Here is a 23,375-nt window from a genome sequence, read left to right as displayed (position 1 = left end):
GTGTTACCGGGTGAACTCGATCTGGACGGGCATGTTCTTGAGCCCGCCGACGAAATTGGTCTGGATCATCTTCGTGTCGTCGACGAGTTCGAGCGATTCGATGTGGGGGAGCAGTTCCTCGAACATGATCCGCAGTTCGAGCTTCGCCAGGTGCTGGCCGATGCACATGTGCGGGCCATAGCCGAAGGCGATGTGCTTGTTGGGCCTGCGGGTGATGTCGAAGGTGTCGGGGTCCGGGATGACGTCCGCGTCGCGGTTGCCCGACTGGTACAGCAGCATGAAGCGGTCGCCCTTCTTGATGTCGCGGCCGCGCAGCGTGTAGTCCTGCGTCGCCTGACGCATGAAGTGCTTCACCGGGGAGGCCCATCGCAGCGATTCGTTGACGATGTGCGGGGCGAGCGCCAGATCGGCCTTGGCCTTCGCGAGGAGTTCCGGGTTGCGGCCGAGTTCGAGCATGCCGCCGGCGAGGGTGCTGGAGGTGGTGTCGTGACCGGCGGTCGCGATGGCGATGAAGTAGCCGTAGGCCACCTCGTTCGGGTAGTACTCGCCGCTCTCGTCGCGTGCCACCGAGATGATCGTCGCGAGATCGTCGCGGGGGTTGGCCCGCCGGTCCTGCAGCAGCCGTTCGAAGTAGGCGTAGAAGTCCTGAATCGTGGCCACCCACTGCTTCGCGGCGGCGTCCGGGGTGAGGGGTTCGACGTCGTCGCGCGCGGCATCGGGGTCGGCCGTGCCGAAGAACTCCTGAGTCAGAGACATCATGCGGGGCTCGTCCGATTCCGGCACCCCGAACAAGCTCATGATGACGTGCAGGGGGTAGTTGAGGGCGAAGTCCTTCACGAAGTCGATCCGGCCGTCCGTCTTCAGTAGCCGGGCGACGGAGGCCTTCGCGAGGTCGCGGATGGTCGCCTCCCACTGGGCGAGGTTGGTGGGCCGGAACCAGTCCAGCGCGATGTCCTTGATCGCGGTGTGCTCCGGCGGGTCGAGGTAGGTGAGAGTCTCGAGAATGCGGAGGCTGCCGTTGTTGATGCTCTTGGTGAACGCGTCGCCGGCCTGGTTCGCCAGGATCGGGTTGACGGAGCCCTTGTCCTCGGCGCCGGCACTGGTGAAGATGTCGGGCTGACGCTCGATCTCCATGATGTCGGCGTGCTTGCTCACCAGCCAGATGGGGTCGTACCCCTCCACCACGGCACGGCCGAGGGGATTGTTCTCGCGCAGCCAACGGTAGGCGTCGAACAGTGCGTCGTTGTCCCGGTGTCCCTCGGGCAGAACGATCTGTCGGGCGACGGCGTCCGGAATAAGTTCCGTGACCTGCTCTGTGGTGCTCATCAAATTCCCCTTCGTGGTTCAGTGAGGTGCGGCGCCGAACGTCGCGGCGCCCTCGCCGACTGGAGTGACTCCAGCCTGTCAGCCACAGGAGTGAGGGGCATCACACCATTGATCGAAAGTTGTCCACCTAACGGGGGATGTGTGGCGGGTCACCCCGGCGCATGTCGCGGTCGGCGGGGCAAGATTCACCCCACGGGAGGGGGGTAATCACCCGAAGTGGTGATGTGCCCGGCCAGTGACCGGCGACACAATTTTCGGTACCGAGAACGCGGCCGGACCCTTTCGCTTCGGCATGACGGCCGCGCAGATGTTCACCGGTCAACCTGAAGGAGATCGCCATGCCCACCGTCGTGTACCAGCTCCCGGACGGCTCGACGTCGTCCGTCGATGTTCCCGCCGGCCAGAGCGTGATGGACGGGTCGGTTCGCAACAACCTCCCCGGCATCGTCGCCGAGTGCGGCGGTAGCTGCTCCTGCGCCACCTGCCACGTGTACCTGGACGACGATTCCGGTGGTGCGTTCGGGGAGCCGACGCTGGAGGAACAGGACCTCCTCGAGTTCATCGACGGTGTCCAGCCGTGCTCGCGTCTCGCCTGCCAGCTCGTGCTCACGCCTGACGTGGGCACCGTCACCGTGACCGTGCCGTCCACGGACGCCTGAGGGGGTTTCCACCCGCGCGTCACCGGGTGCCGGACTGATACCTCGCGATCAGTTCGGCGCGGTTGGTGGCGCCGGTTTTCCGGAGGATGCGTTTCACGTGGGATTTCACCGTGTCGACCGTGATGACCAGTTCCTCGGCGATAGCCGAGTTCGATGCCCCGGTGAGAACCAATCGAACGACGTCGGCTTCACGGTCGGTCAGGGGGTCGAGCAGGGGCTGCTCGGCGGCGTCGGGGTCGGTCTGCGCCGGGGCGAGTTCGGACGCGCCGCGGGGAGGCGCCGTGTCGACGTCGGTGTCGCCGGCCCATCGCCGAGCGCTGTCGTGCAGAAGCGCGTTCTGACGTTCACGTCGCGATTCCAGGCCGACTCGCTCGAAGCACCCGCCGAGAACTTCGACGAATACCCCCAGTGCGCGACGGCGAGTGTCGTCCAAGGGGGAGCTGACGTGCACGAGCGCGGCGGCGGCGCCGCCGACCACGACCGGAGCGGTGGTGAAACCGTTTACGCCCAGCAGTTCCTGCAGTGCGACGGGGACGTCGGGGCCGACGCTGACCGTATTCGTCGCGAGCGCCTCGGCCTCCGGTGAACCGTCCACGATGTCGAATTCGGCCGGCGGTGACGGCATCGTGCCGGGGTCTGCGCTGAACCAGGTCACGGGAATGATCCGGTCTCCGTCGAGGCGGGACAGGACAACCCTTTTCGCAGAGCACAATTCCGCGACGCGTTCGCACGCGCGGCGCATCAGTTCCGCGCTCGAGGAGGCGTCGTCCAATGCGCGGACCGCGCGATCGATGCCCGCCGCGACCGTGCCGATGTCGGCAGTCCGATTCGCGTCGGCGGCGTTTCTGCGGTCGAGGAGGTCGACGAGGCGTCTCCCGAGTTCGGTCGATCGTGACGGGTCGGCCACCCTCATCTCGGTCAGGACGTCCGCGATGGCGCGATCGAGTTCGGTGTCCGTGGTGATCTCGTCGGGGTGTGGCGCGTCAGCCACCGGACACCGTCTTGGCGTTGGCGCACAGCGCCGCCACCTCGGCCCGCGTCGAGACGCCGAGTTTCTTGAAGATCCGCTGGACATGGGACTTGACGGTGCCGTCGGAAATGCACAGGCGACGGGAGATGGCCGCGTTGGTCGCCCCCGTTGCCATCAGCGTGAGCACCTCGCGCTCGCGAGCGGTCAAGGTGTGCGCGCGCGGCACGACGGGTGCCTGCGACGTGTCCTCCCCACTCTGCGCGCCGGCGTGGGGGAGGTCGAACGTGGCGAGTTCCGGCATCGTCAGGGGCTGCTCGAGGTGTCGCAGTGCCTGCGTGAGCCGCTGGATCTCGGCGTCGACGTGCTCGTTGCGGGTATGGATCTGCCGACGCAGGTCGGCGCGTTCTTTCGACGAGGCGCACGCGCCCGCCAGCACTCCGACGATGTGGACGTCGGTGTCGGACAGGCTGTCGCTCTGACGGTCGACGTGGATCATCGCCACCGCGCGGGCGTCGACGACGATGGGAACCGCGATGTATCCGGCGGGTCGCGACAGATCGATGAGTGGGCGGTATGTGTGCCGGTAGGTGTCGGCGGCGTCCACAGCGTAGGGCCGGCGGCGCCGGACGAGTTCGGCTTCGCGGGGGGCGTCGCGCAGCGAGATCTCGCGTCCGTCGATGGCCGTGGCGAGTTCGTGGAAGTCCCCCGTCAGTTCAGGGTTGACCGCCAGCGCGACGGGAGACCAGGTGGAACCGCGGACCACGGAGAACATCGCCTTGCCGTATCCCAGGCTCGTGCACAGTTCCTGTGTCACGAGTTCGGCGATGCGGTCCGAGCCGGTGTCGAGCGCACGTACGACCCGCTGCAATGCCTCGAACTGGGCACTGTGCACGCGCAGTCGGCGGGCGATGTCGTCGCGGCTCGCGGCGTCGAGTCGCGTCACGAGTTCGGCGAGACGCAGGGTGTGCTCGGGGGAGGCGACACCTTCACGCAGTTTCCGGGCCGCGAACGCACGGATCACCGTCAGGTCGGGCTCGCCGTCTGCCAGCCGGATCAGGTTCGGTTCGCTTCCGAGAAGCTCCTGCAACTCTGCGACTGCCTGCTCGGCAAGCTCGAACGAACTCGTCGAAATGACCACTCACCACTCCTCGCGCCGCGGCCGCCGCACGGATGACAACGACACCGTCGCCTATTCCTGTGACGTAACGCACAGTATAGGAGGTGTCGCTCGGGACGTTTTCGCGCACCGTCAGCGGCCTCACTCTAATGTATATGGTCAGTCCAATTACGTCACGCAGTCCGCGAAAAGAGATGCGAACGGGTTCTTGTCCTGAATGCTGTCGTCGTACTAGGGTCGAATGGTAAGACCAAAATCGAAAGGATCGGCATTATGGCGCACCCCGTGCGATACGACGTCGACGAGCACATCGCCGTCCTCACTCTCGATCGCCCCGAAACCCGCAACGCGCTGTCCGACGACGTGCTCGACGAGCTGCTCGCCGCACTCGAACGTGCGCGTGGGGACGACGACGTGCGGGTGGTCGTGCTCGCGTCCTCGCACGAGAAGATCTTCTCGGCGGGCGGCGACCTCAAGGCGTTCGCGAGCGAGACGCCCACGATCGTCAAATATGCCGGTCTGGATCGCTTCCCGCGGCTGTATCAGCTCATCGGCGGTCTCGGGAAGCCGGTGATCTGTGCGGCAGGAGGCGACGTGCTGGCCGGTGCGTTCGGTCTCGCGCTGGCGTGCGATTTCGTGCTCGCCAAGGAGTCGGTCCGGTTCGGGTGCCCGGAGATCAACGTCGGTGTCTTTCCGTTCATGATCTCTGCCCTCATCTATCGGAACGTCGGGCGACTGAAGGCCAACGAGCTGATGATGTACGGCGAGCTCATCACGGCCGCGGAGGCGCTCGAACTGGGACTCGTGAACCGGGTGATCCCGGACGACGACTTCGAGGCGGAGGTCCGGGCGTGGGCGCGGCGGCTCGCCGGCAAATCGCCGCTGCTCATGCGTCTGGGCAAGGAGGCGATCAACAACACCCGGGACATGTCGCTGCCGGATGCACTCACGGCACTGCAGTCCCAGCTCGCTCTCGCGTTCACCACCGAGGACATCGTCGAGGGTGTCACCGCGTTTCGCGAAAAGCGTTCTCCCGTATGGAGCATGCGATGATCCCCGTTCGGGGAACTCGTTGCAGTTTCGGTCTAACCATTATATTGTGAGGGCCAACACGGAGTTTCTATTTCCCTCTCCACATCTGCGCACAGAGGAAGGCTTCCCATGGCGTTCGCATCGGTCACCGATCGCTATTCGGACGAACAGATCCGAGAGTTCTATGCCACCGGGCAGTGGCACCGCGACACCTTCTTCGACTTGCTCGAGGTTCAGGTCGCCGAGCGGGGCGACCGTGTCTTCCTGACCGACGACACCAGTGGTGACATCACCTTCCGGCAGTTGCGTGACAAGGCGCTGAGTCTTGCGGTGGGCCTTCGGCGTCACGGCATCGCCGCCGGCGACCGCGTGTCGGTGCAGGTTCCGAACTGGATCGAATTCGCGGTCATTTCCGTCGCGTTGTCGCGACTGGGTGCCGTCCTGGTGCCGATCATGCCGATCTACCGCCGCGACGACGTCGAGTACATCCTCGGTAACGCCGGTGTGCGGCTGGCGATTACGCCGCAGAGCTTCAAGAAGTTCGATTACGCCGGGATGTACACCAGCATCCTCGGTGCCGTCGAGTCGCTCGAGGATGTCGTGGTCGTCCGCGGGAGCGGCGAGTTGCCTGGTCGTGCGGTGTCGTTCGAGTCGCTGTTCGCGGACATCGGCCCCGACGAGGCGATCGCCGAACTCGGGCCCGGCGTCGGTCCGGACGAGCCGTTCGTCATTGTCTACAGCAGCGGCACCACGTCCCGTCCCAAGGGCTGCATTCACACGTTCAACACGATGGCCTGCGGATCTCGCCTGCTGGCCAAGGGGTTCGCCTACACCCCCGACGACGTGCAATTCGGACCCTCGCCGATCACCCACACCACCGGCCTGGTCACCAGCATCATCCTGCCGCTCATGCACGGGGCCGGGTCGCATCTGATCGAGGTGTGGGAACCGGCCCGCGGCATGGAACAGATCAAGGAACGCGGCTGCACGATCGCGGTGAGCGCCACGACGTTCCTGCAGATGCTGATGGACGCCTACGACCCCGCCGTGCACAACATCGGCAGCATGCGGTTGTGGGTGGCGGCCGGCGCCCCGATCCCCGCCAGCATCGTCACAAAGGCGGCCGACCTGTTCCCCGGCCTGCAGGTACTCAGCCTGTACGGCCGCTCGGAGAATGTCACGACCACCATGTGCACGGTCGACGACGAGCCCGAACGGTCGCTCACCTCGGACGGCCGCCCACTGCCGATGCAGTCGGTGAAGATCGTCGACGAACTCGGCGACGAGGTTCCGCGCGGCGAAGAGGGCGACATCGCGTACAAGGGCGCCATGCACATGCTCGGATATCTCCACAACCCCGAGGAGACGGCGAAGCTGTTCACTCCCGACGGCTATTCCCTCTCCGGGGATCTCGGCCGGATGGATGAGGACGGCTACGTGCGCGTCACCGGCCGGACCAAGGACATCGTGATCCGCGGCGGCATGAACATCAGTGTGCGTCAGGTCGAAGACCTCCTCGCCGCGCATCCCGCGGTCCGCGCTGTCGCGGCGGTCGCGATGCCGGACGAGCGACTCGGGGAGGCGGTGTGCCTGTACCTCGTTGCCGCCCCCGGGTACGGCGACATCACCCTGGAGAAGATCAAGACCTACCTGCTCGAGCAGGGGGTGGCGATCCAGAAGGTTCCGGAGCGGTTGGAGATCGTCGAAGCGCTGCCGACGACAGCCACGGGCAAAATCCAGAAGAACGTACTGCGTGAGCAGATCGCGGCGAAGATCGCGGCCGACCGGGAACGGGCGCAGGCCGTGAGCTGATCGAACGGGAAAGGGGGCGAAGCCGTTCGGCTTCGCCCCCTTTCGTATTGTTCGAGAAGGGTGATCAGGTCGAGGCCACCACGACCGTCGCCGATCCGGTGACCACCGGGCCCTTGTCTCCGGAGGCGACGAGATCGAGCGTTGCGAGCGACTCGTCATCGGTCTCGTCGATCGACACCACCGTGCCGCCCAGGGTCAGCGTGTCGCCGAGGAAGACCGGAGCGACGAACCGGACGCCGAAGGAGCGCACATGCTCGACACCGAACGTGTCGGACAGCCAGCCGGCCAAGATTCCGGCCTGCATCTGGCCCATCGCGATGACGCCCGGAAAACCAGACGTGGCCACGAATGCGGGGTCGTGGTGCAGCGGGTTGAAATCGCCTCCCGCCCCGGCGAACCGCACGATGTCGGTCTGGGTGACCGGGCCGACCACCCGGGGGTCCGGGGAATCGCCGACGCGTACCTTGGCCGGTGTTCTCATCGCTGCTCTCCTCGTTCGATCAGGACTTCCTCGAGCCGGACCACGGCTTCACCGTCGGCATCGACGTACTCGGTCTCGAGGGTCACGACACGCATCGTCCCGCCGCGCTTGCCTTCTCGCTGCTCGTCGGCCACGACGCGGCGGGTGCCCACCACGTGGTCGCCGGCGGTGAGCGGTCGCAGATACGTCCACGTGACCGAACCGACCACTACCCGCGCGAGGGCCAGGCCCAACGAGTCGACGAATGCGCGCTGGTCGCGCTGGTGTCCGGCGACGACCGTGTGCGTGAGAGTGGCCGGCGCATCGGGGAAGCCGGCGTCGCGCGCGGCGGCCGGATCCGTGTGGACGGGATCGGTGGTGAATGTGGCGCGCGTGAATTCGCGGATCTTGCCGCGTTCGACGTCGTATTCGACGCGATCGACGACGCCGGCGGGAAGTGGGTCGGACATCCAGGCCTCCTTTTTGGACTGACCTATAGTATCATTGAGCCTAAATTCGTGAGGAGGGTGCAATGGAGCTCGCTGATTCCCCAGACGAGGCCACATTCCGCGCAGAAGTCCGGGAGTGGGCCGAAAAAGCGGTCCCGACGCTGCCGTGGCCGGAACCGGTCGATCTGGTCGACAAGGTGCCGTTCTGGCAGCAGTGGCAGCGGCTGCTCTTCGACGCCGGCTACGGCGGGATGTCGTGGCCGAAGGAGTACGGCGGCCAGGCGGCCGACCCGATCCGCAAGGCCATCTTCACCGAGGAGATGGACCGGGTGGGCGCACCCGAGCGCCTCAATACCATCGGTGAGGATTTCGCCGGCCCCACCATCATCGACTTCGGGACGCCCGCGCAGAAGGAACGGTTCCTTCGCCCGATCCTGACCGGTGAAGAGATCTGGTGCCAGCTGTTCTCGGAGCCGGATGCCGGGTCCGACCTCGCCTCCCTCCGCACCAAGGCCACCAAGGTGGACGGGGGCTGGAAGGTCAACGGGCAGAAGATCTGGACCAGCCGCGCGCACATCGCCGCCCACGCCATCCTGCTCGCCCGCACCGGTGGCGGTCCGCGGCACAAGGGCATCACCTACTTCCTCGTCCCGATGGACAGCGAGGGAATCACCGTGCGGCCGCTCGCGCACATGCTCGGCGAGGCGGAGTTCAACGAGGTGTTCCTCGACGACGTGTTCATCCCCGACGAGCTCGTCGTCGGCGAGGTCGACGGCGGCTGGAAGGTCGCGATGGGCACGCTCGCCTACGAGCGGGTGGCGATCGCGACGGGCCGCGTCAACACCAAACGTGCCGTCGACGACATCGTCTCCGACATCGCCGGGATGACCGACGACGCGGGTCGCCCGCTCGGCGAGGACCCGGTGATCCGGCAGAAGGTGGCCGATCTCTACGGCCGGGCCCTCGTGCACTACCTCATCGGTCAGCGCGTCATCACCCTCGCGGCCAACGACGGCCCACCGGGGCCGGTCACGTCCATCGGCAAGCTGTTCTTCTGCCCCCTCGTCGAGGAACTCGCGGACTTCCGGCTGTCCCTCGAACCGGTGGGCGGGCAATTCGCCCTCGACGACGAGCAGCAGAAGACTGCGCGGTGGCAACGGCTCGCATATCAGGCCCGCGGCACCGCCATCGCCGGCGGTTCCACCTTCATCCAGCGCAACATCGTCGCCGAGCGCATGCTCGAAATGCCGAGGAGCTGACCGTGTCCGACTACACCTGGCGCCCCACCGACGAGTATGTCGAGAACGCCAACGTCACCCGGCTCGCCCGCGCCCACGGTCTCTCGGGCCTGGGTGAACTCCGCACCCGCTCCGTCGCCGACGTGCGGTGGTACTGGGATGCCGTGGTCCGCGACCTCGAGCTGCCGTTCCGGTCGCCGTACCGCGAGGTGCTCGACACCTCACGCGGAATCGAGTACCCGGAGTGGTTCGTCGGGGGCACGTCCAACGTCGTCGACGCGTGTCTGGAGCGGTGGCTCGCCGATCCCGCGGTCGCGGACCGGACGGCCGTCGCGCACGAGGCCGAGGACGGCACGGTCCGCAGCCTCTCGTATCGCGAACTTGCGGCGGACGTCGAGCGGGCTGCGGCCGGACTGCGGGAACTCGGCGTCGGCAAGGGCGACGCCGTCGCCCTGTACCTGCCGATGATCCCCGAGGCGGTCGTGTCGGTATATGCCGTCGCCCGGCTCGGTGCGGTGCTGGTTCCGTTGTTCTCCGGGTTCGCTCCGAGCGCGATCGCGTCCCGCATCCAGGACGCGGACGCCAAGGTGGTGATCGTCGCGGACGGAACGGTCCGCCGACGCAAGTCCGTCACGATGAAACCGGCCCTCGACGACGCGCTGGCCTCGTGCCCGACGGTGCAGTCGGTCGTCGTGGTCGAGAACATCGGAGTCCCGGTCGATTCCACCGACCGCGACATCTCCTGGGGCAAGCTCCTCGGCAACGCCGGTGATCCGGGCCCGGTGGAGGCGATGGATGCGGGTGAGCCGTTCGCGCTGGCATACACGTCCGGTACGACCGGCAAGCCGAAGGGCGCGGTCCACACGCACGCCGGGTTCCTCGTGAAGACGGCCAGCGAGGTCGCGTACTCGTTCGACCTGAAGCCCGGCGGCGTGTTCTGCTGGATCACCGACATGGGCTGGATCATGGGCCCGCTGTCGATCATCGGTACCCACGCCAACGGCGGAACCCTCGTGCTGTACGAAGGTTCGCCCGACGTGCCGGACACCGACAGGTTGTGGCAGCTCGCGCAGCGTCACCGGGTGACGATGCTCGGTGTCTCACCGACGCTGATCCGTACCCTGCGCGGACGGGACACGGACGTCGCGGCACGGTACGACCTGTCGTCGGTGCACACGATCGGGTCCACCGGCGAGCCGTGGGACCCGGACTCGTACGAGTGGCTCGCGCGGGACGTGTTCGGCGACCGGGTGCCGATCATCAACTTCTCCGGCGGCACCGAGGTCGGCGGCTCGTTCCTCGCCCCGTATCCGGTTGAGCCGATCCGCAGCTGCTCGCTGGGCGGTCCGTCCCTGGGTATGGACGTCGACGTCGTCGACGACGCGGGACGCTCCCTGCGCGGCGAACAGGGCGAACTCGTCTGCAGGCAGCCGTGGCCGTCGATGACGCGCGGGGTGTGGAAGGACGAGGAACGCTACCTGGAGGCGTATTGGTCCACGTTCCCCGGCATGTGGCGGCACGGCGACTACGCCCTCGTCGACGACGACGGCCAGTGGTACATCCGCGGCCGGTCGGACGACGTCATGAACGTGGCAGGAAAGCGTCTCGCGCCGGCGGAGGTCGAGGCCGTACTGACCGCGCACCCGGCAGTGTCCGAGGCGGCGGCGGTCGGTGTCCCCGACCCGAAGAAGGGCGAGGCGGTCTGGGCGTTCTGGGTTCCCCGCGCAGACGCCGACACGACGGACATCTCGGCCGAACTCGTCGCCAGCGTTGCCGCGGAACTCGGAAAACCGTTCGCGCCGAGCGCTGTTCACCGGGTGTCGCGCCTGCCGAAGACCCGGTCGGCGAAGATCCTGCGCCGAGCGGTGCGGGCCGCCGCGCTCGACATCGATCCCGGGGACCTGTCGGGAGCCGAGAACCCGGAGGCCGTCGACGAGATCCGCGCAGTGGTCGCGGGGGCGAGCGACGCAGCGTCGTGAGGACGGCGAAGGCCCCACACCGCACGGTGTGGGGCCTTCGCCGTCGAAGCGGGAGACTGAGACGCTATTCGTCGAGGGGAATGTCGGTGCGCTTCTCGAAGTCCTTGATCGACTCGGCGTACGAGTGGACGTGCCTGCTCATGCGTCGTACCGCGGCTTCGGAGTCCTTCTCGCGAATTGCCCTGGTCACCGAGCGGTGCGCCTTGACGGTGATCTCACGGACCTTGTCGTCGATGAAGCCCTCGTTCTCGGTTGCGGCGTAGATGGCCCGCGAGAGCGAGATCATGAGACCCGACAACAGTTCGTTGTGGCTGGCGCTCGCGACGGCGACGTGCCAGTCGATGTTCGCCTGAAGGAAGTCGTCGAGATTGTCGCCTGCTCCGGCGATGTCCTCGTTGGCGGCGTCCAGGCGGGCGAGATCCTCGTCGGTGCGATGGCGGGCGGCGAGTTGTGCGCAGAACGGTTCGATCGCCTCGCGGGTCTCGAGCAGTGCGGCGAGGCGGATCTGACGGCCACGGATGAGCAGTGCCACCGTGTCTGCCATGGACTGCTCACCCGGACGTTGAACGAAGGCGCCACCGGCCCGGCCCGCCTTGATGCGGACGAGGCCCTGCACCTCGAGGATGCGGAGGGCCTCGCGCACCGTGGTGCGGCTCATCTTCGTCTGGACGACGAGTTCACGCTCCGGGGGCAGCGGTGTGCCCTCGACGTAGTCCCCGCTGAGAATGCGTTCGCGCAGTTCGTTGGCAAGGACGTCCGACGCCTTCGGTACCTCCATCGGTGCCAACTGAATGGAGGAACGTCCGTTCCGGGTGGTGTTCGGCACGGCTGGTGGCATGACTCCCCGCCCTCTCTGGTCTAACGGTCAGACCTAATATACCATTGGGTTCTCGCTGCACTCGTCTTGCAGCCTATTCTTCGTCTCATCGAGAGGACCAGTTGTATGCGCTGGGAACTGTCAGAAGAGCAGGAAATGTTCACCGAAGCCCTCGACGGCTGGCTCGGACGGTTCGCCGCTCCGGCGAATGTCCGCAAGTGGGGTGAATCGGGAGATCCTGCCGAATTCGAGCAGAAGTTCGTCGAGGAGGGCTGGTTCTCCGCCGGTCTCGACGAGAAGATCGGTGGTCAGGGCGGTGGTCTGCTCGAACTGGCGTTGACCGCCGAGGCGCTGGCCCGGTACGCCGCTCCGTCGAGCGCCTGGACCGCGTCGGTTCTCGCGGCACCCGTGCTGCCCGTCGACGTCGCCACCGACGTGCTCGCCGGGGGCGGGTTCGCCGCGGTCGCCGTCGATGCGACCCGTCCGTTCGGTCTCACCGACTCGGTGCGCGTCGGCGAGGCCGGCGCGCTGACCGGTCGTGTCGCGACGGTGCTCGGCGCCGAACGGGCGAAACTGCTGGTCGTCCCGGCCACGGACCCCGACGGCACGGCCGCTCTGTATCTCGTGCGCGTCGACGACCCCGGCGTTGCGGTCGAACCGCGGCGTCTCCTCGACCCCTCCCGCGCGGCGGCGGACGTCCGGTTCGACAACGCTGCCGGACAGCGCCTCGACGTCGACGCGGCGACCGCGCTCGAGGAGGCGGGGCTGCGGGCGGCCGTGCTCGTGGCTGCCGACGCGCTCGGCGCGATGGACCGCATGCTGCGACTCGCGGTGGATTACAGCAAGCAGCGTCAGCAGTTCGGCGTCCCGATCGGGTCGTTCCAAGCCGTGAAGCACGCTGCGGCAGGCATTCTCGTCTCCGTCGAGGCGGGACGCTCGATCGCCTACTACGCCGCGGCGTCGGTGGATCTCGGCCTCGACGACCGTGCGATCCATGCCGCGGTCGCCAAGGCGCAGGTGCCGCGCAATGCGGTGCAGGCGGCCGACAGTGCTCTCGTGATGCACGGCGCGATCGGCTACACCTGGGAACATGACCTGCATCTGTACTACAAGCGCGCCAAGCTCGACGAGAAGCTGTTCGGCGGACCGAGCGTGTGGAACGAGCGCCTGGCGCGCGATCTCCCCCTGCTGCCTGCCGCCGGATGATCGACCGTTGACTTTTTGGTCTGTCCTTTAGTAATTTAAGTCCAAACGGAACCAACGACGACGGGACGTGCTGTGGACTTTGATCTGACCGAGGATCAGGCGACGATCCGAGATGCGGTGCGAGAGCTCGCGGGCAAGTTCGACGAGCAGTACTGGGTGGAGAAGGACGGTGCGCACGAATTCCCCACCGAGTTCTACGACGCGTTCGCCAAGGGCGGCTGGCTGGGCATCACCACGCCGGAGGCCTACGGCGGGCACGGTATGGGCATCACCGAGGCCTCGATCCTGCTGGAGGAGGTCGCCGCGTCCGGCGCCGGCATGAACGGCGCGAGTTCGATGCACCTGTCGATCTTCGGGATGCACCCGGTGATCGTGCACGGCTCCGAGGAACTCAAGCAGCGCACGCTCCCGCGGATCGTCAACGGCGACCTGCACGTCTGCTTCGGTGTCACCGAGCCCGGTGCCGGCCTCGACACCACCAAGATCACCACGTTCGCGCGACGCGAGGGCGACAAGTACATCGTCAACGGCCGCAAGGTCTGGATCTCGAAGGCGATGGAGTCGGAGAAGATTCTCCTTCTCACTCGCACCACGAAGTTCGAAGATGCGAAGAAGAAGACGGACGGTCTGACGCTCTTCCTCACCGATCTGGACCGCTCGAAGGTCGACATCCGCCCGATCAAGAAGATGGGGCGCAACGCGGTCACGTCGAACGAGTTGTTCATCGACAACCTCGAGATCCCTGTCGAGGATCGCGTCGGCGAGGAGGGCAAGGGCTTCCGGTACATCCTCGACGGCCTCAACCCGGAGCGCATGCTCGTCGCCTCGGAGGCCCTCGGCATCGGCCGGGCCGCCCTGCGCCGCGGCGTCCAGTACGCCAACGAACGTGAGGTGTTCGGCCGTCCCATCGGCATGAACCAGGGTCTGCAGTTCCCGCTCGCGGATTCACTCGCCCGGCTCGACGCCGCAGAACTCGTCCTCCGCAAGGCGACGTGGCTCTACGACAACGGGAAGCCCTGCGCCCGCGAGGCCAACATGGCCAAATATCTCTGCGCCGACGCCGGCTTCCAGGCCGCGGACCGCGCCCTGCAGACCCACGGCGGCATGGGCTACTCGGAGGAGTACCACGTGGCCCGGTACTTCCGCGAAGCCCGCCTCACCAAGATCGCCCCGCTCAGCCAGGAGATGGTTCTCAACTACCTCGGCGAGCACGTCCTCGGCCTTCCCAGGAGCTACTGATGTTCGAACTCACCGGAAAATCCGCCCTCGTGACCGGTGCCGGCAGCGGCATCGGTGCCTCGGTCGCGCAGGCCTACGCGCGAGCAGGTGCTGCCGTGCTCGTCACCGACGTCGACGGTGACGCCGCTGCGGCCGTGGCCGCGGAGATCACCGCGGCCGGCGGTTCGGCGAAATCCGCGGCCCTCGACGTCCGCGACGGCGAGGCGGCCGCCGCGGCCGCGGAGCAGGCTGCCGCACTGAACGGCGGCACGCTCAACATCCTGGTCAACAACGCCGGCGCCATCGCGCCCGCCATGTTCCCGAACCTCGAAGAAGACGATTTCCGTCGCATCGTCGACATTCACCTCGTCGGCAGTTTCGTCTGCAGCAAGGCCGTCCTCCCGTACCTGCCCACCGACGGCAGCGGGCGGATCATCAACGTGACGTCCGCGGCCGGCCTGGTGGGCACCATCGGGCAGGCCAACTACGGTGCCGCGAAGGCGGGCATCATCGGTCTCACGAAGTCGCTGGCACGTGAACTCGCCAAGAAGCAGGTGACGGTCAACGCGCTCGCGCCGCTCGCCGCCACCAAGATGACGGAGAACATCCGGAGCAACGAGAAGCTCGCCGCCAAGACGCTCGCGCGGATCCCGTTGGGCCGCTGGGCGGAACCGGACGAGATTTCGTCCAGCTTCGTGTTCTTCGCCTCCGACGGCGCGGCGTACATCACGGGCCAGGTGCTGCCCGTCGACGGCGGGACGGTGATCTGATGGCCGAGAAGCGCAACCCCTTCCAGCGTTCCTCCCGCGAGGTGATCATCGCGGAAGCAGCGCGCACCCCGATGGGCAAGTCGCACCCCGACCGCGGCTGGTTCCGCGACACCCATCCCAACGACATGCTCGGCGCCGTGTACACGGACCTGATCCGCCGCAGCGGGCTCGCTCCGGCGACGGTCGAGGACCTCGTGATCGGGTGCACCGCACCGTTCGGCGAGCAGTCCCGCAACATCGGCCGCAACGCCTGGTTGCAGGCCGGCTACCCGCCGGAGGTCCCGGCCGTCGTCCTGGACCGCCGCTGCGGATCCGCCCAGACGGCTGTCGAGATGGGCGCCGCCCTGGTCGGCTCCGGCACCCACGACGTCGTCGTGGCCGGCGGTGTCGAACACATGGGCCACGTGCCGATGAACTCACCGGCCAAGATCTCCGAACTGTACGGCGACCCGTGGCCGGAAGCGCTGCGCGACCGGTACGACTTCGTGAACCAGGGCGAGAGCGCCGAACTCATCGCGGACCGGTGGGAGATCACCCGGCAGGAGATGGACGAGTTCGCCGTCCGCTCCCATCGTCTGGCGACCGAGGCCATCGAGGCGGGTCGTTTCGACGCCGAGATGATCCCCCTCGACCTCGCCGGTGAGACCCGGTCCACCGACCAGACCATCCGCCCCGGAACGAGCCTCGACAGCCTGGCCGGGCTGAAGACGGCATTCCGGGAGAACGGCCGGATCACGGCGGGCAGTTCGTCGCCGATCTCGGACGGGGCGGCCGGTGTGCTGCTCGCCTCCCGCGAGGCCGTCGACGCGCACGGACTGCGGGCCCGGGCGCGGATCCTCGATCAGACCACCGTCGGGGTGGACCCGATCATCATGCTGACCGGTCCGATCCCGGCCACCCGGAAGTTGCTCGACCGCAACGGAATGAGCATGAACGACATCGATCTCTTCGAGGTCAACGAGGCATTCAGCTCGGTCGTCCTGGCCTGGGAGCGGGAACTGAAGCCCGACATGGACCGGGTCAACGTCAACGGCGGTGCGATCGCGCTCGGTCACCCCGTCGGCGCGACCGGTGCCCGTCTCATCGCCACCATCGTCGCGGAACTCGAGCGGCGTGACGCCGAAATCGGTCTGGTGACCATGTGCTGCGGCGGCGGCCTGGGAACAGCGACCCTGATCCAGCGGATCGGCTGATGATCGACCTGACGCCCCACATCCGGCCCGGCGACGGAATCTGGTGGAGCCAGACGAGCGCGGAACCCACCCCGCTCGTCCACGCCCTGCTCGACCAGGTGTCGTCGATCGGCCCGCTCCGGGCGTTCGTGGGGCTGACCTGGAATCGGCGGTTGACGAGCGAGTTGCCCGACGAACTCTCCATCGTCTCCTACGGTGGCCTCGGCGAACTCCGCCGCCTCGCGCGCCTCGAGGTCGTGCCCTGCCACTACGGGGCGCTGCCGCGGCTGTTCGCCGAACGGCGGCTGCCGTGTGACGTCGGGTTCGTGCAGGTGTCACCGCCCGACTCGGCCGGGAACTGCTCGCTCGGGGTCGGTGTCGACTACATCGCGGACGCCCTCGACCACACACCGGTTCTCATCGCGGAGATCAACCGGCGCATGCCCGTCACACTGGGTGCACCACGAATTCCGTTGTCGCGGTTCGCCGCGGTGATGGAAACCGACCGCCCGTTGCTCGAGGCGCCGGACCGTGAGCCCGCCGCGGTGGAACTGGCGATCGCGCGGAACGTCGCGGATCTCGTGGCGGACGGAGACACGATCCAGATCGGCGTCGGGACGCTGCCGTCCGCCGTCCTCACCGCCCTCGAGGGTCACAAGGACCTCGGGATGCATTCCGGCATGATCTCCGACGCGGCGCTCCGCCTGATCGACCGGGGCGTGCTGACCGGCGCGCGGAAGGAGATCGACCCGGGGTTGCACGTGACGGGCGCCGCGCTCGGAACGGCGGCACTGTACGACCGGCTGCCGGGCCTTCCGGTGGCCTTCCGCCCGGCGAGCTACACCCATGCGCCGCAGGTTCTCTCGCAGCTGCGATCGTTCGTGTCGATCAACTCGGCGATCGAGGTGGACCTGACCGGGCAGGTCGGCGCGGAACTGCGCAACACGACGTACGCCGGTGCCGTCGGGGGCCAGGTGGATTTCTCCCGGGCCGCGGCGATGACCGGGGGCCGCTCGATCATTGCGATGCGCGCGGATTCGCGTGGGGAGTCGACGATCAAGACTGCTTTGGAATACGGCGCGGTCACCACCGCCCGCGCCGACGTGGATTTCGTGGTCACCGAACACGGTGCCGCGGCATTGCGCGGATGTTCCCTCGGGGAGCGTGCGCGCCGCATGATCGCCGTGGCGGCACCCGAGCACCGCGAAAGGCTGGAATTCGATCTCGAGGAGTACGACCTTGCGTCCGCAACGGAGTGAGGGGAAAGGAGTCAACGCCATGGCACGTCCGCAGCGGGTCCAGATCCGGGAGGTCGGACCGCGTGACGGCTTCCAGAACGAACCGGAGCACATCCCGACCGACGACAAGGTCCGGTTGATCAACGCTCTGGGACGGGCGGGGTTCACCCGGATCGAGGTCGCCAGTTTCGTACGCCCCGATGTGATCCCGCAGTTGGCTGACGGCGTCGAGGTTCTGTCGCGCATCGAGGTGCCCGACGACACCAAGCTGATGGTGCTCGTCCCCAACAGCAGGGGGCTGGACAACGCACTGAAGGTGCGCGACAAGTTCCACGAGGTCGCGATCTTCGTCAGCGCGTCGGAGACCCATAACAAGAAGAACGTCAACCGCACGGTCGACGAGACGATGGCCGACAACGACGTCATGGCCAAGCGGATCGTCGCCGAGGGTCTCGACTGCGCGGCGGTGATCGCGACGTCGTTCGGCTGCCCGTTCGAGGGCAAGGTCGACCTGGGACGCGTGCTCGACCTGGCCGAACGGTTCGCCGAGGCCGGCGCCACCGAAATCGGATTCGGCGACACCACGGGCATGTGCAACCCGGCGTACGCGTCGGAATTCTTCGCCGCAGCGCTCGACCGGCTGCCCGGCGTCGAAGTGACCGCACACTTCCACAACACGCGTGGTCAGGGCCTGGCCAACGCGTACGCTGCACTCGAAGCAGGTTGCGCGAGCTTCGAATCGAGCTTCGGGGAGCTGGGCGGCTGCCCCGTTCCGGCGGGCTCGACGGGCAATATCGCCACCGAGGATCTGGTGAGTATGTTCCACGAGATGGGCGTCGAGACCGGTCTCGATCTTCCGCGGGTCATCGAGGCCGCGCGCGAAGCCCAGACGGTGCTCGGCCGCAAGCTCACCAGTCACTCGATCGTCGCGGGCCCCATCGAATGGGCCGCGAGCCCGCGCTGACCGCTTTCCACCACGAACACCACAACACGGAGAAGAACATGAGTAATCGAGTCGCATTCGTAACCGGCGGTGCACAGGGCATCGGCAAGGGCATCTCCGACGCCCTCGGGGCAGCGGGCTTCCGCGTCGCGGTGGCCGACCTCAACCTGGAGGTCGCCGAGGAGACCGCCGCCGGTATCCGCGACGCCGGCGGCCAGGCGATCGCCGTGCCCGTCGACGTCACCGACACCGCGTCCGTGCAGGCCGCGGTGAAGCAGGTCGCCGAGCAGTTCGGCCCGGTCGAGATCGTCGTCAACAACGCCGGCTGGGACGACTTCATGCCGTTCCTGAAGACCGACGAGGCGTTCTGGGACCGGATCCTCGACATCAACTTCAAGGGCCAGCTGCGGGTCATCCAGGCGACCGTCCCGGGCATGGTCGAGCGCGGCTTCGGCCGGGTCATCAACATCGGTTCGGACGCCGGCCGCGTCGGATCGTCGCTCGAGGCCGTCTACTCGGGTGCCAAGGGCGGCATCATCGCCTTCACCAAGACCCTCGCCCGTGAAATCGCGACCAAGGGTGTCACCGCGAACACCGTGTGCCCCGGCCCGACCGACACCCCGGCGCTGCGCAAGTTCGCGGACAGCTCCGGCCAGGACGCCGACAAGGTGATCGGCGGCATGACCCGCGCCGTGCCGATGAAGCGGCTCGGCCAGGCAACCGACATCGGTGCTGCGGTGGCGTACTTCGCCTCCGATGCAGCAGAATTCGTCACCGGACAGACCCTGTCCGTCAGCGGTGGCCTGACGATGTCCTGATCCACGGCGATTGCGAAGGTGCGGCCCGTTCTCCGGGCCGCACCTTCGTCGTTTGCGGGCTCGGCCGATAACGATCGTTTGCAGGTGTGCCTATGATCGCTTCATGACGAACAACGGTGATACAACGGATTTCGTGTCCTGGACGACAGTAGGTGAGTTCGAGGACATCCGATACGAGCACAGCGGCGACGGGATCGCGAAGATCACGATCTGCCGGCCGGAGGTGCGCAACGCGTTCCGTCCGCAGACGCTGATGGAAATCTCCGAGGCCCTGGTCGATGCCCGCGAGGACTCCTCGGTCGGCGTCATCGTGCTGACGGGTGAGGGTCCCGACGCGTTCTGTTCGGGTGGCGATCAGCGGGTGCGCGGGGATACCGGCTACCTCACCGAACCGGGGAAGTCGGGCAGTGTCGGCCGTTTCCATGTCACCGACCTGCAGGTCCAGATCCGGCGGCTGCCGAAGCCGGTCGTGGCCATGGTCGCCGGCTACGCGATCGGGGGCGGCCACATTCTGCACCTGGTCTGCGACCTGTCCATCGCCGCGGACAACGCCCGGTTCGGTCAGGTCGGCCCGAAGGTCGGGTCGTTCGACGGTGGCTACGGCGCGGGATTGCTCGCCGAACTCGTCGGGGTGAAGAAGGCCAAGGAGATCTGGTTCCTGTGCCGTCAGTACGACGCAGAGCAGGCGCGGGAGATGGGGCTGGTCAACACCGTCGTCCCGCTCGCCGACCTGGAACGGGAAACCGTGCAGTGGTGCCGCGAGATGCTCCAGCTGTCGCCGTTCGCGCTGCGGCTCATGAAGGCGAGCTTCAACGCCGCCGAGGACGGGATGGCCGGCATCCAGCAGCTCGCCCACGACGCGAACCTGCTGTTCTACTCCACCGAGGAGGCGAAGGAGGGGCGCGAGGCGTACAAGGCAAAGCGGCGCCCCGAGTTCGAGAAGTTCCCGCGTCGGCCCTGATCTTCCCTTTCGGTCCAACAATTAGTATGATTGGCGCAATACCTCAGGTGAGTGGCACGGTGTGCCCGCGTGCACATTGCCACTCACGTGGGACTGGACCGAGAAGGATGGTGTGCATGTCGGAAACCGCAACGCCCGCAGTCGCGTGGAGCGACGTCGACGCCGGCGTCATGACGATCACGCTGCAACGCAGGCCGGCGAACGCGCTCGGGCTGCCGATCATCGACGGCCTGAACGCGGCACTCGACGCAGCCGACGCCGACGGATCGGTGAAGGTGATCGTCGTCCGCTCCGACATTCCGGGCTTCTTCGCGGCCGGCGCGGACATCAAGCACATGTCGTCCGTGGACGCGGAGTCGTTCACCGCGTACGGGGATCGACTCCGTGGGGCGCTCGACCGACTCGCGTCCGCGGACCGCATCTCGATCGCCGCGGTGGACGGCCTCGCGCTCGGCGGCGGCCTCGAACTGGCAATGGCCTGCACCCTGCGGGTCGGCGGGGCGGACGCGAAGTTCGGGCTGCCCGAGGTCAAGCTCGGCCTCATCCCCGGAGCCGGTGGCACGCAGCGCCTTCCGCGTCTCGTGGGCCGTGGCCGCGCCCTGGACATCATGCTGAGTGCCCGCCAGGTCCTCGCCGCCGAGGCGCATGCGATCGGCCTGATCGACCGGCTCGTCGACGCGGGCACCGCCACGGACGCAGCGCAGGCGCTCGCGGCCGAGCTGTGCACGATGTCGCTGCCCGCGCAGCGCGCCGTCATCCGCACGGTCGACGCGTCGTTCGACACCCCGCTCGAGGAGGGCTTCCGGTTCGAGGTCGCCCAGGAGCAGGACCTGTTCGAGAACGGAGAGGCGAAGGAGGGCATCACCGCCTTCCTCGAGAAGCGCGCTCCGCGATTCTCCTGAGCGCCATGACGTCGGGGCGTGCCGGGAGGGGTGCGATCACGCTGGCCCTCTTCCTCGTCTATGTGATCTGGGGATCGATCTATCTCGCGATCCGTCTGGTGATCGACGAGGCCCCTCCTCTCGGCTCGATGGGTGCACGTTTCCTCCTTGCCGCCCTGTTGATGGCCGCCTTCCTGGCCTTTCGCGGTGGCTGGCGGCGGCTGCACCTCACCTGGCGGGAAATGGCAGGCGCTTCGTTCCTGGGTGTGCTGCTGCTCGCCTGCGGAAACGGCCTGACCTCGGTCGGCCAGCTGCACGGCGTGCCCTCCGGGGTGACGGCGCTCCTCGTGGCCATGGTGCCGCTGTGGATCTGCATCTACCGCACGCTGTCCGGCGACCGTCCACGGGTTCTCGAATTGGCCGGCGTCGGTGTGGGGCTGATCGGCCTCGCGGTCCTGGTGCTGCCCCACGGTGGTGAGCACGCGGGACTCCCGCTCCTCGGCGTGGCGGTCGTCGTGTTGTCCAGTGTGTCCTGGTCGTTCGGGTCGTGGATCAAGCCCCGAATCTGGCTGCCCCGCGACGTGTATGTCAGTGCGACGTATCAGCTTCTGGCGGCCGGTGCCGCCATGACGCTCGCGTCGGTTGCGACAGGGGAGCGGTTACGCGGCGAGATCGGACTCCGCGCGTGGGGCGCGTTCGGGTACCTCGTGATCGTCGGCTCGATCGTCGGATTCACCGCATACGCGTGGCTGCTGCATCACGCACCGTTGCCGCTGGTGGCCACCCATACGTATGTGAATCCGGTGGTGGCCGTGGCTCTCGGATCGGTCGTTCTGTCCGAGCCCGTCACACCGGTTCTCGTCATCGGGGGAGTGGTCGTGCTGCTCTCTGTCGTACTGGTCGTCAGTGCGCAAGCCGGGCCGCGCCGGCGGAGGGATTCCACCCCGAACGATTTCAAGGTATTATTATCAGACCAAAAACGGACGGGAGGCGAGTAGATGGTGCAGGACACCGAGACACGCTCGTTCACCGGGCCGTTGTCGGGCCTGAAGGTGGTCGAGATCGGCTCGATCGGGCCCGGCCCGTTCTGTGCCATGCTCCTCGCCGACCTCGGCGCCGACGTGATTCGCCTGGACCGCGCCGCAGATCCGGGGCTGGTCGGTCCGAACGCCGACTTCCGCACCGAATTGCTGCATCGCGGTCGCCGCTCACTCGCAGTCGACCTCAAACATCCGGACGGCGCCACGGTGGTGCTCTCGCTCGTGGCGGACGCCGACATCTTGATCGAGGGATTCCGGCCCGGAGTAGCCGAGCGACTCGGCATCGGGCCGGACGACTGCGCCGCACGTAATCCCGGGCTGATCTACGGACGCATGACCGGTTTCGGTCAGGACGGACCGCTCGCTCAGCACGTCGGCCACGACATCAACTACGTCGCGCTCAGTGGTGCCCTGTCGCTCATCGGACGGCAGGGCCAGCCGCCCACGCCGCCGCTCAGTCTGATCGGCGACTTCGGTGGCGGGGGAATGCTCCTCGCGTTCGGGTTGCTGTCGGCGCTGTTCGAACGGCAGCGGTCGGGACTCGGGCAGGTGGTCGACGCCTCGATGGTCGAGGGGGCCGCACTCCTGGCGACACCCTTCTTCGGGTTCGCACAGACCGGGACGTGGAACCCCGAGCGCGGCACCAACATCGTCGACAGCGGCGCGCCGTACTACGACGCCTACGAGACCGCGGACGGAAAGTGGCTGGCCGTCGGAGCGATGGAACCGCACTTCTACGCCGACCTCGTTGCGCTGCTCGATCTCCCGGACGACCTCCCGGAGCAGAACGACCGCTCGCAGTGGCCGCGGATGAAAAAGATCTTCGCGGACGCCGTGCGCGGCCGCACGCTCGCAGACTGGCTCGCGGCAGGAGAGGGACTCACACCCTGCATATCGCCCGTCCTCGACGTCGACGAGGCGCCGTCCCACCTGCACCACGTCGCACGAAAGGCATTCGTCGACGTCGACGGTCTCGTCCAACCCGCGCCGGCGCCGCGATTCAGCCGCACCGCGGCCGCAGTAGATCGCCGTCCGCCGCTGCCGGGCGAACACACCACCGAGATCCTGACCGACTGGGAGATCGACCCCGGCCACGCCGCCGACTGGCTGGCCTCGGGGGCCATACGCGAGGCCGTCGCGGAGACCTGACCACCACGAAAAAACTTGCGGCGACCACCTGGGATCGCCGAAATGAGAAGGAGTGACCTCGTGACCGAGCCCACGACATGGGAAACGTTCACGCTCGACCGGCCGGAACCCGGCATCGCC

General features: G+C 67.3%; 22 protein-coding genes. 16 read left to right on the top strand and 6 right to left on the bottom strand.

Features of this window, described 5'->3' with window-relative positions:
* Nucleotides 1–3 precede the first annotated feature (3 nt).
* Entirely contained in the window at nucleotides 4–1,326 is a 1,323-nt protein-coding gene (locus tag MLGJGCBP_RS32635; protein WP_087560732.1) for a cytochrome P450, read from the bottom strand.
* A gap of 338 nt (nucleotides 1,327–1,664) precedes the next feature.
* Here MLGJGCBP_RS32635 and MLGJGCBP_RS32630 point away from each other — a divergent pair, with 338 nt between their 5' ends.
* Nucleotides 1,665–1,985, top strand: a complete 321-nt coding sequence (locus MLGJGCBP_RS32630; protein WP_160100839.1) for a 2Fe-2S iron-sulfur cluster-binding protein — start codon at nucleotides 1,665–1,667, stop codon at nucleotides 1,983–1,985.
* A 19-nt stretch (nucleotides 1,986–2,004) separates the two neighbouring features.
* Here MLGJGCBP_RS32630 and MLGJGCBP_RS32625 read toward each other — a convergent pair whose 3' ends face one another.
* Nucleotides 2,005–2,976 (bottom strand): helix-turn-helix transcriptional regulator, encoded by a 972-nt coding sequence (locus MLGJGCBP_RS32625; protein WP_236581494.1) that lies wholly within the window; start codon nucleotides 2,974–2,976, stop codon nucleotides 2,005–2,007.
* Nucleotides 2,969–4,093: a helix-turn-helix transcriptional regulator gene (locus MLGJGCBP_RS32620; protein ID WP_160100835.1), complete on the bottom strand. Its 1,125-nt coding sequence runs from the start codon at nucleotides 4,091–4,093 to the stop codon at nucleotides 2,969–2,971. The genes MLGJGCBP_RS32625 and MLGJGCBP_RS32620 overlap by 8 nt, the downstream gene beginning before the upstream one ends.
* Before the next feature lie 252 nt (nucleotides 4,094–4,345).
* Here MLGJGCBP_RS32620 and MLGJGCBP_RS32615 point away from each other — a divergent pair, with 252 nt between their 5' ends.
* The gene (locus tag MLGJGCBP_RS32615; protein WP_087560736.1) at nucleotides 4,346–5,125 is read left to right on the top strand and encodes an enoyl-CoA hydratase/isomerase family protein; all 780 of its coding nucleotides are present in this window, start codon (nucleotides 4,346–4,348) and stop codon (nucleotides 5,123–5,125) included.
* A 108-nt stretch (nucleotides 5,126–5,233) separates the two neighbouring features.
* A complete protein-coding gene (locus MLGJGCBP_RS32610) occupies nucleotides 5,234–6,916 on the top strand; it encodes an AMP-binding protein (RefSeq protein ID WP_160100833.1) in 1,683 nt (560 codons plus the stop codon).
* A gap of 64 nt (nucleotides 6,917–6,980) precedes the next feature.
* Here MLGJGCBP_RS32610 and MLGJGCBP_RS32605 read toward each other — a convergent pair whose 3' ends face one another.
* Entirely contained in the window at nucleotides 6,981–7,397 is a 417-nt protein-coding gene (locus tag MLGJGCBP_RS32605; protein WP_160100831.1) for a MaoC family dehydratase, read from the bottom strand.
* On the bottom strand, nucleotides 7,394–7,846 hold the full coding sequence (locus tag MLGJGCBP_RS32600) for an FAS1-like dehydratase domain-containing protein (protein WP_160100829.1): 453 nt from the start codon (nucleotides 7,844–7,846) through the stop codon (nucleotides 7,394–7,396). Before MLGJGCBP_RS32600 ends, MLGJGCBP_RS32605 begins: the two co-directional genes overlap by 4 nt.
* Before the next feature lie 62 nt (nucleotides 7,847–7,908).
* Between MLGJGCBP_RS32600 and MLGJGCBP_RS32595 the strand changes: the two genes are divergently transcribed.
* Together MLGJGCBP_RS32595 and MLGJGCBP_RS32590 are read left to right on the top strand one after the other, a co-directional pair.
* Nucleotides 7,909–9,084, top strand: a complete 1,176-nt coding sequence (locus tag MLGJGCBP_RS32595; protein WP_160100827.1) for an acyl-CoA dehydrogenase family protein — start codon at nucleotides 7,909–7,911, stop codon at nucleotides 9,082–9,084.
* A 2-nt stretch (nucleotides 9,085–9,086) separates the two neighbouring features.
* On the top strand, nucleotides 9,087–11,042 hold the full coding sequence (locus tag MLGJGCBP_RS32590; protein ID WP_160100825.1) for an AMP-binding protein: 1,956 nt from the start codon (nucleotides 9,087–9,089) through the stop codon (nucleotides 11,040–11,042).
* A 64-nt stretch (nucleotides 11,043–11,106) separates the two neighbouring features.
* Here the strand turns inward: MLGJGCBP_RS32590 and MLGJGCBP_RS32585 are convergent, their stop codons facing one another.
* Nucleotides 11,107–11,868 carry a FadR/GntR family transcriptional regulator gene (locus MLGJGCBP_RS32585; protein WP_201453253.1) on the bottom strand — a complete coding sequence of 254 codons (762 nt, stop codon included), beginning with the start codon at nucleotides 11,866–11,868 and terminating at the stop codon, nucleotides 11,107–11,109.
* Nucleotides 11,869–11,985: 117 nt separating this feature from the next.
* Between MLGJGCBP_RS32585 and MLGJGCBP_RS32580 the strand changes: the two genes are divergently transcribed.
* The 11 genes from MLGJGCBP_RS32580 (at nucleotide 11,986) to MLGJGCBP_RS32530 (ending at nucleotide 23,255) form a co-directional block, all read left to right on the top strand.
* The gene (locus tag MLGJGCBP_RS32580) at nucleotides 11,986–13,065 is read left to right on the top strand and encodes an acyl-CoA dehydrogenase family protein (RefSeq protein ID WP_160100821.1); all 1,080 of its coding nucleotides are present in this window, start codon (nucleotides 11,986–11,988) and stop codon (nucleotides 13,063–13,065) included.
* Nucleotides 13,066–13,137: 72 nt separating this feature from the next.
* Nucleotides 13,138–14,304 (top strand): acyl-CoA dehydrogenase family protein, encoded by a 1,167-nt coding sequence (locus MLGJGCBP_RS32575; protein ID WP_160100819.1) that lies wholly within the window; start codon nucleotides 13,138–13,140, stop codon nucleotides 14,302–14,304.
* The gene (locus MLGJGCBP_RS32570) at nucleotides 14,304–15,053 is read left to right on the top strand and encodes an SDR family NAD(P)-dependent oxidoreductase (protein ID WP_160100817.1); all 750 of its coding nucleotides are present in this window, start codon (nucleotides 14,304–14,306) and stop codon (nucleotides 15,051–15,053) included. The genes MLGJGCBP_RS32575 and MLGJGCBP_RS32570 overlap by 1 nt, the downstream gene beginning before the upstream one ends.
* A complete protein-coding gene (locus tag MLGJGCBP_RS32565) occupies nucleotides 15,053–16,246 on the top strand; it encodes a thiolase family protein (RefSeq protein ID WP_160100815.1) in 1,194 nt (397 codons plus the stop codon). The genes MLGJGCBP_RS32570 and MLGJGCBP_RS32565 overlap by 1 nt, the downstream gene beginning before the upstream one ends.
* Complete coding sequence (locus MLGJGCBP_RS32560; RefSeq protein ID WP_160100813.1) at nucleotides 16,246–17,484, top strand: acetyl-CoA hydrolase/transferase family protein; 1,239 nt, start codon at nucleotides 16,246–16,248, stop codon at nucleotides 17,482–17,484. The genes MLGJGCBP_RS32565 and MLGJGCBP_RS32560 overlap by 1 nt, the downstream gene beginning before the upstream one ends.
* Nucleotides 17,485–17,503: 19 nt before the next feature.
* Nucleotides 17,504–18,427, top strand: a complete 924-nt coding sequence (locus MLGJGCBP_RS32555; RefSeq protein WP_160100811.1) for a hydroxymethylglutaryl-CoA lyase — start codon at nucleotides 17,504–17,506, stop codon at nucleotides 18,425–18,427.
* A 38-nt stretch (nucleotides 18,428–18,465) separates the two neighbouring features.
* On the top strand, nucleotides 18,466–19,224 hold the full coding sequence (locus MLGJGCBP_RS32550) for an SDR family NAD(P)-dependent oxidoreductase (protein ID WP_087560821.1): 759 nt from the start codon (nucleotides 18,466–18,468) through the stop codon (nucleotides 19,222–19,224).
* A 103-nt stretch (nucleotides 19,225–19,327) separates the two neighbouring features.
* Nucleotides 19,328–20,185: a 1,4-dihydroxy-2-naphthoyl-CoA synthase gene (menB, locus tag MLGJGCBP_RS32545; protein ID WP_160100809.1), complete on the top strand. Its 858-nt coding sequence runs from the start codon at nucleotides 19,328–19,330 to the stop codon at nucleotides 20,183–20,185.
* Nucleotides 20,186–20,301: 116 nt separating this feature from the next.
* A complete protein-coding gene (locus MLGJGCBP_RS32540; RefSeq protein WP_072937270.1) occupies nucleotides 20,302–21,087 on the top strand; it encodes an enoyl-CoA hydratase-related protein in 786 nt (261 codons plus the stop codon).
* A gap of 5 nt (nucleotides 21,088–21,092) precedes the next feature.
* Nucleotides 21,093–22,064, top strand: a complete 972-nt coding sequence (locus MLGJGCBP_RS32535; RefSeq protein WP_160100807.1) for an EamA family transporter — start codon at nucleotides 21,093–21,095, stop codon at nucleotides 22,062–22,064.
* Nucleotides 22,065–23,255 carry a CaiB/BaiF CoA transferase family protein gene (locus MLGJGCBP_RS32530; protein WP_160100805.1) on the top strand — a complete coding sequence of 397 codons (1,191 nt, stop codon included), beginning with the start codon at nucleotides 22,065–22,067 and terminating at the stop codon, nucleotides 23,253–23,255.
* Nucleotides 23,256–23,375: the final 120 nt, after the last annotated feature.

This window comes from Rhodococcus sp. T7, from assembly GCF_009872365.1.
Lineage (GTDB): Bacteria > Actinomycetota > Actinomycetes > Mycobacteriales > Mycobacteriaceae > Rhodococcus_F.
The sequence above is the reverse complement of the archived record's forward strand: the minus strand, read 5'-3'. Positions and strand labels throughout refer to the sequence as shown.